This window comes from Amycolatopsis magusensis (assembly GCF_017875555.1).
Classification (GTDB): domain Bacteria; phylum Actinomycetota; class Actinomycetes; order Mycobacteriales; family Pseudonocardiaceae; genus Amycolatopsis; species Amycolatopsis magusensis.
The window spans coordinates 2,428,774-2,443,538 of sequence record NZ_JAGGMS010000001.1; the positions used below are offsets into that span (position 1 = coordinate 2,428,774).

Consider the following 14,765-nt stretch of genomic DNA (forward strand, 5'->3'; position numbering starts at 1 on the left):
TCATACCTTCAGAAAACGGTTTTTGTTCCCGGCACATTTTCGAGGGACGATGAACGCGAATCCAGCCACTGTGTCCAATCCGGCCGTCACCACCGAGTCGCTGGCCACCCTGCTGCACCACTGGGCCGGCCGCCAGGGCGACGAGATCGCCCTGACCTATCTGGACTACCGCACCAGCGAAGACGGTCGCGCCACCTTCCTGACCTGGCGCGAACTGGACGACCGGGTCAGCGCGGTGGCGTCCAGGGCGCGCGAGCTCGCCGAGCCGGGTGATCGCGCGGCCGTGCTGGTCGAGCAGTCCGCCGACTACGTGGTCGCGTTCCTCGGGGCGATCCGCGCCGGACTGGTGGCCGTGCCGCTGTTCGCGCCGAACCTCCCCGGGCACGCCGGGCGGCTGAGCGCGGTGCTCGCCGACTGCGACCCGCGACTGGCGCTGACCACCGCGGCGCAGCTCGACGCCGTCGGCGAGGTCATCGATCCACTTCGGACCGAACGCATCGCGGTCGACCTCGTGCCGACGCTGCGCCCGGCCGTGGCGGACTGGCAGGCACCGCACCCCGACGACCTCGCCTACCTGCAGTACACCTCGGGTTCGACCCGCACCCCGGCCGGGGTGATGCTCAGCCACCGCAACGTGGTCGCCAACGCGAAGCAGGCCTGCCGGGCGTACGGCGCGGTCAACGGGCTCACCACCACGGTCAGCTGGCTGCCGTTGTTCCACGACATGGGCTTGGTGCTCGGCATCGCCGCGCCGATGGCGGCGGGCATCGGCGCCACCCTGTTGGACCCGATCGCCTTCCTGCAGAGCCCCGGCCGCTGGCTGCGGGCGCTCTCGGCCAGCCCGGGTGCGATCAGCGCGGCCCCCAACTTCGCTTACGGCTACAGCGCTTCGCGCGTTCCGGCGGCGGAGCGGAACTACCTCGAACTCAGCCGGGTGGTGTCGCTGATCAACGGCAGCGAGCCGGTGCTGCCCTCGACGATCGCGCAGTTCCAGGCGGCGTTCGGGGAGTGCGGGCTCGACCCGGCCGTGCACCGGGCGTCCTACGGGCTCGCCGAGGCGACCGTGCTGGTGTCGGTCACCGAGGCGGGGAAGCCGTCGCGGCAGGTCACCTTCGACCGCGACCGGCTCGCCGAGGGAACGGCCGTGCCCGGCGGCACCGGCGAATCGTCCACTTTGGTCTCGTGTGGCTTCGCTGCCGAGCAGGAGTTGCGCATCGTCGATCCGGAGACGCGCACCGAGCGGCCCGACGGCACGGTCGGCGAGATCTGGGTGCGCGGCGAGAACGTCGGCCGGGGTTACTGGGGCGACCCGGAAAAGTCGGCGGAGACCTTCGGACTGCGGCTGGCCGAGTCCGGCGACTGGCTGGCCACCGGCGACCTCGGCGTGGTGTTCGACGGCGAGCTGTACGTCACCGGCAGGCGCAAGGACCTGGTGATCGTCGACGGCCGCAACCACTACCCGCAGGACATCGAGCAGACCGTGGAAACGCATCCGGCGGTGCGGCGGCATTCGGCCGCGGCGTTCGCCATTCCGCTCGACGAGGGGGAAGGAGCCGTCGTGGTGCTGGAGCGCGCGAAGGACCTGGCGCCGGAGGAGGCGAACCTGGCGACCGCGGCGGAGGACCTGCGGGCCGAGGTGTCCTCGCGGCACGGGCTGAAGCTGGTGGACCTGGTGTTCCTGGAACCGGGGGAGGTACCCCGGACCTCCAGCGGCAAGATCAGCCGGTCGTCCTGCCGGGCGCGCTACCTCGACGGTGCCTTCGCCGACCGGAGGCTGTCGTGAACCCCGCCGAGCTGACCACCTGGCTGGTCGACCGCGTGGCCGCACTGCTCGGCCGCCCGGCGAGCGAGGTCGACACCCGGCGCCCGCTGCGCGAAGCCGGACTGTCCTCACGCGACACCGTGGCGCTGACCGGTGACCTGCGCCGCCTGCTCGGCCGCGCGCTGCCGACGACCCTGCTGTGGGAGCACTCGACCATCGCCGACCTCGTCGGCGCGCTGTCCGCCGAGCAGCGGCAGGCGATCCGCCCGATGACCCGCGGTGAACAGGGCGAGCCGATCGCGGTGGTCGGCGTCGGCGTCCGCCTGCCCGGCGGGGTGGAGTCGCCCGCCGACTTCTGGCGCCTGCTCGACGGTGGCCGCGACGCGATCAACTCCGTGCCGGACGGCCGGTGGGAGGCCTTCGCCGACTCCGCCGCGCTGGCCACCATCCCCGGGCGCGGCGGGTTCATCGCCGACGCGACCGGTTTCGACGCGGCCTTCTTCGGCATCACGCCGAGGGAAGCCGAGGCGATGGACCCGCAGCAGCGCGTGCTGCTCGAGGTCGCCTGGTCCGCGCTGGAGCACGCGGGTATCCCGCCGAGCACGCTCAGCGGCACCCGGACCGGCGTGTTCACCGGCATCTCGGCCAGCGAGTACGGCCTGCTCACGATGTGCGACCTCGACACCATCGACGCCTGGTCGGGCACCGGCGCGGCGATGAGCATCGCGTCGAACCGGCTGTCCTACCTGCTCGACCTGCGTGGCCCGAGCCTGACCGTGGACACGGCCTGCTCGTCTTCGCTGGTCGCCGTGCACATGGCGGTGCAGAGCCTGCAGTGCGGCGAGAGCGAGACCGCGCTGGTGGCCGGGGTCAACCTGATGCTGTCACCGGGTATCACCGCGAACTTCCACCGGGCGGGCGTGCTCGCCGAGGACGGCCGTTGCAAGCCGTTCGCCGGGGACGCCGACGGCATCGTGCGTGGTGAGGGCTGCGGGGTGGTGGTGCTGCGCCGGTTGAGCGAGGCACGCCGGGCGGGAGACCGGGTGCTCGCGGTGATCCGGGGCAGCGCGGTGAACTCCGACGGCCGGTCGAACGGGTTGATGGCGCCCAATCCGCGGGCGCAGGAGATGGTGCTCGCCGACGCCTACGCGGCGGCCGGGGTCGACCCGGCCGGCGTCGACTACGTGGAGGCCCACGGCACCGGCACGCCGCTGGGTGACCCGATCGAGGCGGCGGCGCTCGGTGCCGTGCTGGGCAGCGACCGCGAGTGGGGGCGGCCGCTGCTGATCGGTTCGGTGAAGAGCAACCTCGGGCACCTCGAAGGCGCGGCGGGCATCGTCGGCCTGATCAAGGTGGTGCTTTCGCTCGGCCACCGGCGGCTGCCCGCGAGCCTGCACTTCGACACGCCCAACGCGCAGATCGATTTCGACGGCCTGGGCCTGCGGGTGGTCGGGGAACCGGCGCGCTGGCCGCGGTACTCCGGCATGGCGAGGGCCGGTGTGTCGGCCTTCGGTTTCGGTGGCACGAACGCACACGTGGTCCTGGAGGAGTGGCCCGCCGGGGCGTTCCCGGCGAAGCGGACCGGTGACGGGCCGGGCGTGTTCGCGATTTCCGACCGGACGAACGAGGGCGTGCGGGCCCGTGCCGCGGATCTGGCGCGGTGGCTCGACTCGTCCGACGAGGTCTCGCTCGGCGCGCTGGCGTCCACTTTGGCCGGTCGGCGCGAGCACCTGCCGATCCGGGCCGCGGTGCTCGCCGACGACCGCGCGCGCCTGGTCGAAGGCCTGCGCTCGCTGGCCAAGGGCGTGCCCAGCAACGCGGTGGTCACCGGTGAAGCCGCGTCCATGCCACCGGAGCCGGTGTTCGTGTTCTCCGGCTACGGCTCGCAGTGGCGCGGCATGGGCCGTGAACTGCTCGCCACCGAACCCGTGTTCCGCGAAGCGATCGACGCGCTGGAGCCGGTGTTCCTGAGCGAGGCGGGCTTCTCCTTGCGTGGCGCGCTCGAAGGCGAACCGGACGGACTGGCGGGCATCCAGCTCGCGCTGCTCGGCACCCAGCTCGCGCTGGCCACGCTCTGGCGGTCGCACGGGGTCGAACCGGCCGCCGTGATCGGGCACTCGATGGGCGAGGTCGCCGCGTCGGTGGTCGCGGGCGCGCTGGAGGTCGCCGACGGCATCCGGGTGATGGCGACCCGGTCGCGCCTGCTGGAGTCCATGGACAGCACCGGCGCGATGGCCGTGGTGGAACTGTCCCCGGCCGAACTGTCCGAACTGGACAGCGCGTACCCCGGAATCACCGTGGCCGTCTACGCCTCACCGACCCAGTGCACGGTCAGCGGTGACGCCGACCAGGTGGCCGCGCTGGTGGCCCACGTGGAAAGCCTCGGCAGGCTGGCGAAACCGCTGAAGGTGGCCGGGGCCGGGCACTCGTCGGCGGTGGATTCGCTGCTCGGCCGGTTCCGGGCCGAGGTCGGGCCGCTGAGCCCGCGAATTCCGGAGATCGCCTGCTACACCAGCGTCCTCGACGACGCCCGCGAGGAACCCGACTTCGACGTCGAGTACTGGGCGGCGAACCTGCGGCGGCCGGTCCGGTTCACCCAGGCGCTCGACGCCGCGATGGCCGACGGGCACACGCTCTTCCTGGAGATCTCCCCGCACCCGGTCGCGCTGGCCGCGATCGACCAGACCGCCGCCGGCCGGGCCGCGCGGACGATCGGCCTGGGCAGTGCGAGCCGCACCGCCGGCGAGCGGACCACCTTCCTCACCTCGCTGGCGCGGCTGCACGTGCTTGGCGTCCCCGGCGTGCTGGAGTCGCGCACGCCGGGGGCGCCCCCCATCGAACTGCCCGGGCCGCGGTGGCGTCACCAGCGGTTCTGGCCCGCGCGCCGCGCCGGTCAGTCGGGTGCGCACCCGCTGCTCGGCACGCACGTGGAACTGCCGGAGGAGGGCAGGCACGTCTGGCGCGGCGAGGTCGGCACGGAAGCCCACCCGTGGCTCGCCGATCACGCGGCGCTCGGGGTGCCGGTGTTCCCCGGCACGGGGTTCCTGGAGCTGGCGCTGGCCGCCGCCCGCACGGCGCTCAGGTCGGACAGCGTGGTGGTCGCCGAACTGGAACTGCTGAAGCTGCTGCCGTTGTCCGCGCGGACCGAGGTGACCACCACCTTCTCCGCCGAGCACGGCCGGGTGGAGGTCCACGCGAAGTCGGCGACCGGCGAGTGGACCCGGCACGCCACGGCGAAGGTCCGCGTCGGGCAGGAGTGGGCCGAGGCGCTGGCCGGTGCCGAGGACGGGGATCCGTTCGACCTCTACCGCGCGCTGGACGCGATCGGCCAGAGCTACGGCCCGGCGTTCCGCGGCTTGCGCGAGGTGACCGCCGCGCCCGGCCGGGCCACGGCGTCCATCGCGCTGCCCGGCGAGGCGCAGGCGCACTCGGCGTACGTGCTGCACCCGGCGCTGGCCGACGCCTGCCTGCACGCCCTGGCCGCGGCCGCCGACCTGGACCAGGCCGAGGGCATCTACCTGCCGCTTTCGCTCGGTTCGGTCAGCCTGCACGGCGACCCGGGACACGGGGTGCGCGTGCAGGCGGTGGTCGAGTCGGTGGAGGGCGACGGCCTGGTCGGGTCGGTGCGCCTGCTCGACGCGTCGGGTGCGGTCGTGGTGTCCATCGGCGAGGTCTACGTCCGCCGGTTCCAGCGGGCCTCACTGCCGGTTCCGTTGTCGGGCAAGGTTTTCGAGGCGCGCTGGGAACAGGCCGAGCTGCCTGCCGAGGAACCGGGCGAGCGCACCTGGCTGGTGCTCGGTGACCTGGCCGAACCGGAACTGGCCGCCTTCCGCGACGCGGTGTCGGGTCGCGGAGACAACCTGCTGGTCCGCCGCGACACCGAAGGACTGGCCGGGTTCCTGGGTTCCAAGTCCGAAGTGGACGGTGTCTTGTGGATGCTCGGGCCGGGTGGGATGGACCCCGAAGCCGGTGAACGGCTGGTGCTCGCGGCAGGTGCGGTCGTCGCGGAGCTCGCCGAGCTGCCCGATCCGCCGCGCCTGTGGCTGGTCGGGTCCGGTGGCGCGGTGATCGAGCCCGGTGAGGCGGGGTGCCCCGGCATCGCCGCCCTGCGCGGACTCGTGCGCGTGCTCGCCTTCGAACACCCCGAGATCCAGGCGAGCCTGCTCGACTTCGACGCCGAACCCGACCCGGCACGGCTGTGGGTCACCGAACTGCACGACGAGATCCGCGCCGATTCGCCTGCCGACGAGGTGGCCTGGCGCGAAGGCGTCCGGTACGTGCGCCGCCTGGCCAGGCCGACGCTGAACCCCGGCGAACCGGCCGTGCGCGAGGGCGCGTACGTGATCACCGGTGGTCTCGGCGGCCTGGGACTGCACGCCGCGCGCTGGCTGCTCGACCGCGGCGCCGACCGGGTGGTGCTTTCCAGCCGCCGGGGGGCCGGCGCGGCACCGCTGCCCGGGGTGGAGGTGGTCGCCGGGGACATCGCGGAAGCCGGGGTCGCCGAGCGCCTGGTCGAGGCCGCCACCAGGGGTGGTATGCCGTTGCGCGGCGTGCTGCACGCGGCCGGGGTGCTGGCCGACGGCGCCGCGATGAAGCTGACCGCCGAGCAGGTGCGGCAGGCGTGGTGGCCCAAGGCTCACGGCGCGTGGCGGCTCAACGAGGCGACCGCCGGCCACGACCTGGACTGGTGGCTGGTCTACTCCTCGGCCGCGTCCCTGCTCGGGTCGCCGGGGCAGGCCGCGTACGCCACGGCCAACGCGTGGATGGACGCGCTGGTGGACTGGCGCCGGGCGAACGGACTCCCGGCGACCACGATCAACTGGGGTGCCTGGGGCGACATCGGTGCCGCGGCCGGGACGAAGAACCCGGTGCTCGAACCGCTCAGCCCGGACGAGGGCCTCGAAGCGCTGGAGGCGGTGCTGGCCGACGGCCGGGCCGCGACCGGCGTCGCGCGGCTCGACACCACGACCGTGCTCACGTTGTTCCCGCAGCTCACCGCCCGGACCTTCTTCACCATGCTGGCACCGGACGAGGCCGAGCCGGACGTTCGCTGGGACGGCATGGCGGCCCTGCGCCTGGCCGAGCCGTCGGTGGCCAGGGCGGCGCTGGCCGATCACCTGGTGGCGATCATCGCCGGGCTGATGGGCTTCGAACCCGAGCAGATCGACCGGCACTGCCCGCTGACCCAGCTCGGCCTGGACTCGTTGCTCGCCATGCGGGCCCGGGGTGCGGTCGAGCGCGACTTCGGCCTGTCGCTGCCGATGCCGTTGCTGCTGCGGGGTGCGTCACTGTCCGAAGTGGCCGCGCACCTGGCCGAAGCCGCCGGGTTCGGTGGCGGTCCGGTGGAAGCCGCGCCGGTGTCCACAGTGGTCGGCCCGCGTGACCCGGCCGAGCGCTGGGTCGCCCGGGTCTGGCGCGAGGTGCTGGCCGGTCGGGAACCCGGGGTCTACGAGGACTTCTTCCTGGTGGGCGGCGACGCCGAACGGGCGGAACGGCTGCGGGCGGCGATCGCCGAGGAACTGAGCGCGGTGCCCGACGAGCAGACGTTGTTCGCCGCGCCGACCATCGCCGCGATGGCCGACCTGCTGCGGGCCGAGATCGAGGGCCACGGCGGCGGACCGGTCCGGCTGCTGCGGGACGGCGTGGCCACCGATCCGGTGTTCCTGTTCCACCCCGCCGGTGGTCCGACCAGTGTCTACCGCGAGCTGGCGGACCGGCTGACCGACGGGCAACCCGCGTACGGCTTCGAGCGCCTCGACGACCTCGAAGACCTGGAGGACAAGGCCGCCTGCTACGCCGAGCTGGTCAGGGAGATCCAGCCGAGCGGCCCGTACCGGCTGGGCGGCTGGTCGTTCGGCGGCTGCCTCGCCTACGAGACCGCGCACCAGCTGACCGAAGCCGGTGAACAGGTCGACCTGGTGTTCCTGATCGACTCGATCCTGCCGCTGCCCGCGCCCGGCCGGTCGTCGGAGGAGCTGCTGCTCGAACGGTTCGGCCGCTTCGCCGAGCACATCGAGCAGACCTACGGCGCCGAACTGGACCTCAGCGATCTCGAACTGGGCGGACTGGACGAGCGCACGCAGATCCGGCGGGTGATGGAACGCCTGGCGGCCAAGGTGCCCGGCCTCGGCCAGGGCGTGCTGCACCACCAGTACACGTCCTATTTGGACGCACGGGTGGCCGAGCGTTACCGCCCGCGGCCCTACGCCGGTCGCGTGGTGCTGTTCCGCGCCCAGGAGCCGCACCCGCTGACCACCTCGCTCGACCCGCGGTACCTGCGCACCGACGACGCGCTGGGCTGGGACGAGCTGTGCTCGGGCCTCGAAGTGGTCCGGGTGCCCGGCGACCACCTGTCGCTGATCGATCCGCCGAACGTCGAGGTGATCTCCGACCGGCTGAACCGGTTGCTGAACGGAGGGAGTGCGGCATGGAATACGCCGACGGCGGCCACCACTCGACCGCCTACCGCATAGCGGATCTCGCCGACCGGCGGGACGAGGTCGAGCGCATCGCCGAGAAGCGCGCGATCGACCGCCAGCACGCCAAGGGGAAGCTGACCGCCCGCGAGCGCGTGGACCTCCTCGTCGACCCGGGGTCCTTCGTGGAGCTCGACCAGTTCGCCCGCCACCGCTGCACCGAGTTCGGCATGGCGTCGAACCGGCCGTACGGCGACGGCGTGGTGACCGGGCACGCCACCATCGACGGCCGCCAGGTGTGCCTGTTCTCGCAGGACTTCACCGTGTTCGGCGGCAGCATGGGCGAGGTCTTCGGCGAGAAGGTGCTCAAGGTGATGGACCTCGCGATGACCATCGGCTGCCCGGTGATCGGCATCAACGACTCGGGCGGCGCGCGGATCCAGGAGGGCGTCGTGTCACTGGCGCACTACGCGGAACTGGGGCGCCGCAACGCTTTGGCCTCCGGCGTGATCCCGCAGATCTCGATGATCATGGGGCCGTGCGCCGGTGGCGCGGTGTACTCACCGGCGATCACCGACTTCACCGTGATGGTCGACCGGACCTCGCACATGTTCGTCACCGGCCCGGACGTGGTGCACGCGGTCACCGGCGAGCGGGTCAGCACCGAGGCGCTCGGCGGGTCGGCCACCAACAGCGAGGTCTCCGGCAACGCGCACCACCGGGCGGTCGACGAGGAGGACGCCGTCGACTTCGTGCGTACCCTGCTCGGCTACCTGCCGTCGAACAATGTGGACGGTGCCCCGGAGTTCGCCGACGAGACCGCACCCGACCTGACACCGGCCGATCTGGAGCTCGACCGGATCATCCCCGACTCGATCAACCAGTCCTACGACATGACCGAGGTCATCGCGCGCATCGCCGACGACGGTGACTTCCTGGAGATCCACGCCGGGTTCGCGCCGAACATGATCTGCGCGTTCGCCCGACTCGAGGGCCGCACCATCGGGGTGGTCGCCAACCAGCCAGCGCGCCAGGCCGGGGTGATCGACATCGACGCGTCGGAGAAGGCCGCCAGGTTCGTCCGGTTCTGCGACGCGTTCGGCATCCCCATCCTCACCCTCGCCGACGTCCCCGGTTACCTGCCGGGCGTCGACCAGGAACGCCACGGGATCATCCGCCGCGGCGCCAAGCTCATCTACGCCTATTCGGAAGCGACCGTGCCGAAGGTGACCGTGGTGACCCGCAAGGCCTACGGCGGCGGGTACGCGGTGATGGGCTCAAAGCACGTCGGTGCCGACGTGAACATCGCCTGGCCCACCGCGGAAATCGCGGTGATGGGCGCGGAAGGGGCGGTGCGCGTGCTGCGCCGCCGTGAACTGGCCGGCCTCGACGGGCCCGAACGAGCCGCCGCGGAACGGCGGTTCGTCGACGAATACCGGGACCGCCACGGCGGCCCGTACACCGCGGCCGACCGCGGATACGTGGACCTGGTCGTCCAGCCGTCGCAGACCCGCCTCCAGGTTGCCAGGGCATTTCGCCTGCTACGCGGAAAACGGCAGGTCCTGCCCGCCAAGAAGCACGGCAACATCCCGCTTTAGCGAATGGAGGACGGATGAAAAGACGTTGGCTGGCGGCACTGGTCCTGCTGCTGCCACTGGCGGTGCTGCCGGTGCCCGCGGCCACCGCGGTGCCCCCGGTGACCGCGGACAACGGCGCGAAGATCGTCAAGGAGACGAAGATCGACGCGCGCACGGTGGACATCGAGATCAGCTCGCCGTCGCTGGCCGGTACCGGCATGGTGCGCCTGCTGCTGCCGTCGAAGTGGGCGGCCGAGCCGAGCCGGACCTGGCCCACGCTGTACCTGCTGCACGGCTGCTGCGAACCGGTGGACTACCGCTCCTGGTACGAGTTCACCGACGTCGAGCAGTTCACCGCGGACAAGGACACCATCGTGGTGATGCCCACCGACGGCAAGGCCGGCATGTACACCAAGTGGTGGAACCTCGGGCTGAAGTCCACTCCGGACTGGGAAACCTTCCACACGCTCGAGGTGCGCCAGCTGGTCGAGCGCGGGTACCGCGGCGGCACCCAGCGGGCGATCGCCGGGGTGTCCATCGGCGGCTACGGCTCGATGGCGTACGCCTTCCGGCACAAGGGAATGTTCGGGGCGGCGGCGTCCTACAGCGGCATGCCGAACACGCTGTTCCCCGGGACCCCGGCGGTGATCAAGGGAATCCTGGTCCGTGAAGGTTTCTACAACTGGTTCGATCTCTGGGGGCACGAGATCACCAACATCTTCACCTGGTCCGACCGGAACCCGTTCGACCACGTCGACGACCTGCGTGGCACCGCGCTCTACATCTCCTGCGGCAACGGCCGCACCGGACCGCTCGATCCACCGGGGCAGAGCGACGTGCTGGAACCGGCGGCCGAGCTGACCTCGCGCAGCTTCACCGATCGGCTCCGGTCGCGGGGGATCCCCGCGACGGTCGACTACTACGGCGACGGCACGCACAGCTGGCCGTACTGGGAACGCGCGCTGCACAACTCCTGGCCGGTGCTGGCACCCGCACTCGGGCTGCCCGCCTGACCGCCTTTTCGCAGAAGTCCACTTTGGAGGAGAACCTTGTCCAAGCACAGAATCGGCCGCGCCCTGCGCGCCGGAGCCTGCGCGATCACCGCGCTGCTGGCGCTCTCGGTGACGACCACGGCCGCGTCCTCGGCGACCGAGCCCACCGCGCCCGGCGAGGCGAGCGCCGCCGCGATCGGGCTGCCCGGCCCGCTCGACGACTCCTTCTACACCCCGCCGTCGCCGCTGCCCGCCGGCAAGGCCGGTGACGTGATCCGGTGGCGGCCGTCCATCCCGGGCCTCAACACGCTCAACGCGAACGCCTGGGAGGTCATGTACCTCTCGGCCAACGCGCTGGGCCAGCCGAACGCGGTGACCGGCACGGTACTGGTGCCGAAGGGTGTCGACCCGGCGAAGGCGCCGATCGTCGGCTTCGCGGTGGGCACGCAGGGCCCGGCGTTCAAGTGCACGCCGTCGAAGGCGATCTCGCGGGGCACGCTGTACGACCAGCCCGCGATCAACGACTCGCTCAGCGCCGGGTACGCCGTCGCGGTCACCGACTACGAGGGCTACTCGTCGAAGACCACGCCGACCTACATCGTCGGGCAGTCGATGGGCCCGGCCGTGATCGACTCCGTGCGGGCGGCGCAGAACTTCAGCCCGGCGAAGCTGTCGAAGTCGGCGAAGGTGATCTTCCAGGGCTACTCGCAGGGTGGCGGGGGCGCGCTGTGGGCGGCGGAGAAGCAGCCGTCGTACGCGCCGGAGCTGAACCTGGTCGGCGCGGTGGCCGGTGGCGTGCCCGCCGACCTGAACGAGGTCGCGAAGGGCCTCGACGGCTACCTCGGCTTCGGCTTCCTCGCCTTCGCCGCGGTCGGCCTCGACTCCGCGTACCCGGACCTGAAGCTGGACTCGTACCTGAACGACACCGGCCGCACGGAACTGGAGAACGCCAGGAAGAACGCGTGCGTGGTGGAACTGCTGGCGAACTACCCGTTCAAGAAGATCAGCGACTACACCACCAGCAACCCGCTGGACACCCCGCAGTGGCAGGCGCGGCTGGCGCAGAACAAGCTGGGCGCCAACCCGCCGAAGGTGCCGGTGTTCCAGTACCACGCGGCGGTCGACGAGATCGTGAACACGCCGCAGGCCGACACCCTGCACAAGACCTACTGCGGCAAGGGTGTGACGCTGCAGTGGAACACCTACGTCGCCGAGCACCTGACCGGCATCTTCGCCGGGAACGGTGACGCGCACAAGTGGATGACCGAACGGTTCGCCGGGGCTAGCGCACCTTCGAACTGCTGATTGTTCGTTCTTGCGCGGCTTTCCCGGTATTTTCGCCGGGGAAGCCGCGCATCTCGAGTGCTGGTGGAGATCGGCTCAAGGGCGATTTTCCCGGTGTGAAGAACGAACTACCCTGAGGTGGAAAATGTCTGCGCGAGCCCCAGGGGATTTCGATGAAACGGCACATCACGATCATCCACCGGTGGCGCGAGCGCTACGCCGAATACCCGGAGTACCTCGACCACGCGGAGAACAACGTCACCTACATCACCACCGATGTGGGCATCGAAGGCGTTCCGGAAGGTGCGGCCGCGACGGCGATCGTGGTAAACACCGACGACATCGACGAGGTGCGCGCGAAGGTGGTCGAGCTGGCGGCCCGCTTCGGGAAGCCGGCCGGGATCGTCGCGCTCAAGGAGGACGACCTCGAGATCGGCGCGGCCCTGCGCGAGGAGTTCGGCTGCCCCGGTCCGCGGGTGTCGGCCTTCGTGCCGTTCCGGGACAAACTGGTGATGTGCGGCGTGATCCAGGACGCGGGCCTGCCGCTGCCGGCGTTCGGCCCGGCCGGGACCGCCGCGCAGGTGCTGGAGTTCGCGGACGAGCACGGGTGGCCGGTGATCGTGAAGCCGCGGAGCGAGAGCAGCAGCGCGGGCGTCGTCATCGTCCGGGACGCCGACCACCTGGCGACGCTCGAACTGGACGATTCACGCATGGTGCAGAAGTTCGTGGACCACACGGTGTTCCACGTGGACGGTTATTTCGACGGCGTCGAAGTCCGCCGCTGGAGTTCGGCGGAATACCTGAACACCTGCCTCAGCTTCCGCGGCGGCGGCATCCTGGGCTCGGTGGAAGACGACGACCCGGAACGCCTGAAGGCCGTCGGAAACGCCACGGCCCAGTTCATTTCGGCATTGACGGACGAACCGACCGCATTTCACTTGGAGGTTTTCGTCGCCCCAGCCGCGGACGGCGGATTCGAAGTCCAATTCCTGGAAGTCGGCGCGCGAGTCGGCGGTGCCGAAATCCCGTTCCTGTGGCGGGAAGTGCACGGCTACGACCTGATGCGGGCGGCCTTCGAACTGCAGTTGGGCCTGGTGCCGCAGATCGCGGATGCGCTGGAGGACAAGGACCTCGCCGGCTGGATGCTGGTCGCCGCGCCCGCGAAACGCCCGTGCCTGATCACCGAGTCCACGCCGGTGCTGGGCCTGACCCCGGGCCCCTACGCCGAACGCGTGCTGGAAGTCGGCGAAATCCTGCCCAACGCCGCGGCCTTCTACGAACACGTCGGCGGCCGCTTCCGCTTCCGAGGCTCGACGAGCGCGGAAATCATCGAAGCCATCGAAAACACCGTACGACACTTCAAAGTCGCCGCCACCCCCATCGAACCCGACTGATCCGGGGGAGCCTTCGCGGGGCAGTCATTCGCCGGGCAGCCTCGGCCATCCGCGCCCGACGCAGGCCCTGACCATCCAAGCCAACGCGCCCACCAGCGCCCCGAGCCTCCAAGCCGACACAGCCCGCGCCCACCCGCGCCCAGCCAGCCTGCTGCGAGCATCCCCACCAGCAGGCAGCCCCCCACCCTCCCGGGGGCGGCCCCTATCGCCAGCTTATCGCTGGGGGGCAGCGGATGGGGGTGGCTGATCGGTGCCCTGTGGACAACGGGGTGCCTGTGGACAGCGGCACCGCACCCAGCGCCCCACCCCACCCACCCCGGATCAACCACCCTACCTACATCCGCTGGGCTGGATGGAGTAGTTGCACAGCGGGCGCCGATCGTTGGGCTGACACTCAGCAGGAGACCCAAGGAGGCTGACTGCATGCCCAGCAGTACGAAGGCGACCGAAGCCAGACACAGCAAGCCCGTCCAGGTGCTGGGGCGGGTGGGGATGGCTTGCTACGGCGTGGTCCACCTGATCATCGCCTACCTCGCGATCCGCATCGTCGCGTCCGGTGGCGGGCAGGAGGCGGACGGGCGCGGCGCGATCACCGAGATCGGTTCGACCGGCTTCGGCGGGTTCCTGTTGTGGGTGGTCGCGGTCGGCCTGATCGCGTACGGCCTTTGGCAGGCGCTGATGGCCATCAACGGTTACCAGTGGATCGACAAGGAGCGGCGCCGCACGATGAAGCGCGTGGCGTCGGCCGCGCGCTGTGTGATGGGGATTTCGCTCGGCGTGTACGCGATCCAGCTCGCCGCCGGGTCCGGCAAGCAGGGCGGTTCCGGTGACCAGCAGCAACAGGAGTTCACCGCGAAGCTGCTCGCCCTGCCCGCCGGGCCGTTCCTGGTCGGCGTGCTGGCCGTGGTGGTGCTCGGCGTCGCCGTGTCGTCGGCGGCCAAGGGGATCCGCAAGACGTTCCTCGACGACCTCGACTTCTCATCGCTGCCCAGCGGCTCGCGGCGCTGGGTCGAGCGTCTCGGCCGGGTCGGCTACCTGGCCAAGAGCGTGGTGTTCGGCGTGGTCGGCGTGCTGATCGGTTACGCGGCGTTCACCCACGACCCCGGCCAGGCCGGTGGCCTCGACGCGGCCCTGCGCACGCTGGCCGACCAGCCCTTCGGTCCGGTGCTGCTCATCGCGGTCGCGGCCGGGTTCGCGGCCTTCGGCGCGTACTGTTTCGGCGCGGCCTGGGCACACCGGAAGTGAACCTGTCGGCAAGCTGTCGACTCGCTGTCCGGTCACTGTGGGACAGCCAAACCCGGTGGTTCGCTCACTAGGGTCCCGGTTGGTTGAAACTTCAC

Annotated in this window: 7 protein-coding genes; all 7 read left to right on the forward strand. The window is 71.1% G+C overall.

What is annotated here, in order from left to right; translation table 11 throughout:
• Window positions 1-49 precede the first annotated feature (49 nt).
• The 7 genes from JOM49_RS11300 to JOM49_RS11330 all read left to right on the forward strand — a co-directional run bounded on the left by JOM49_RS11300 (window position 50) and on the right by JOM49_RS11330 (window position 14,670).
• Entirely contained in the window at window positions 50-1,783 is a 1,734-nt protein-coding gene (locus JOM49_RS11300; RefSeq protein ID WP_209664252.1) for a fatty acyl-AMP ligase, read from the forward strand.
• Window positions 1,780-8,235, forward strand: a complete 6,456-nt coding sequence (locus JOM49_RS11305; RefSeq protein WP_372443999.1) for a beta-ketoacyl synthase N-terminal-like domain-containing protein — start codon at window positions 1,780-1,782, stop codon at window positions 8,233-8,235. The genes JOM49_RS11300 and JOM49_RS11305 overlap by 4 nt, the downstream gene beginning before the upstream one ends.
• A complete protein-coding gene (locus tag JOM49_RS11310) occupies window positions 8,190-9,776 on the forward strand; it encodes an acyl-CoA carboxylase subunit beta (RefSeq protein ID WP_209664253.1) in 1,587 nt (528 codons plus the stop codon). The genes JOM49_RS11305 and JOM49_RS11310 overlap by 46 nt, the downstream gene beginning before the upstream one ends.
• A 14-nt stretch (window positions 9,777-9,790) precedes the next feature.
• Window positions 9,791-10,768, forward strand: a complete 978-nt coding sequence (locus JOM49_RS11315; RefSeq protein ID WP_209664254.1) for an alpha/beta hydrolase — start codon at window positions 9,791-9,793, stop codon at window positions 10,766-10,768.
• 84 nt (window positions 10,769-10,852) lie between these two features.
• A complete protein-coding gene (locus JOM49_RS11320) occupies window positions 10,853-12,052 on the forward strand; it encodes a lipase family protein (protein WP_443626879.1) in 1,200 nt (399 codons plus the stop codon).
• A 152-nt stretch (window positions 12,053-12,204) separates the two neighbouring features.
• Complete coding sequence (locus JOM49_RS11325) at window positions 12,205-13,425, forward strand: ATP-grasp domain-containing protein (RefSeq protein WP_209664255.1); 1,221 nt, start codon at window positions 12,205-12,207, stop codon at window positions 13,423-13,425.
• Window positions 13,426-13,848: 423 nt separating this feature from the next.
• Window positions 13,849-14,670 (forward strand): DUF1206 domain-containing protein, encoded by an 822-nt coding sequence (locus tag JOM49_RS11330; RefSeq protein WP_209664256.1) that lies wholly within the window; start codon window positions 13,849-13,851, stop codon window positions 14,668-14,670.
• The last annotated feature ends 95 nt before the right edge of the window (window positions 14,671-14,765 follow it).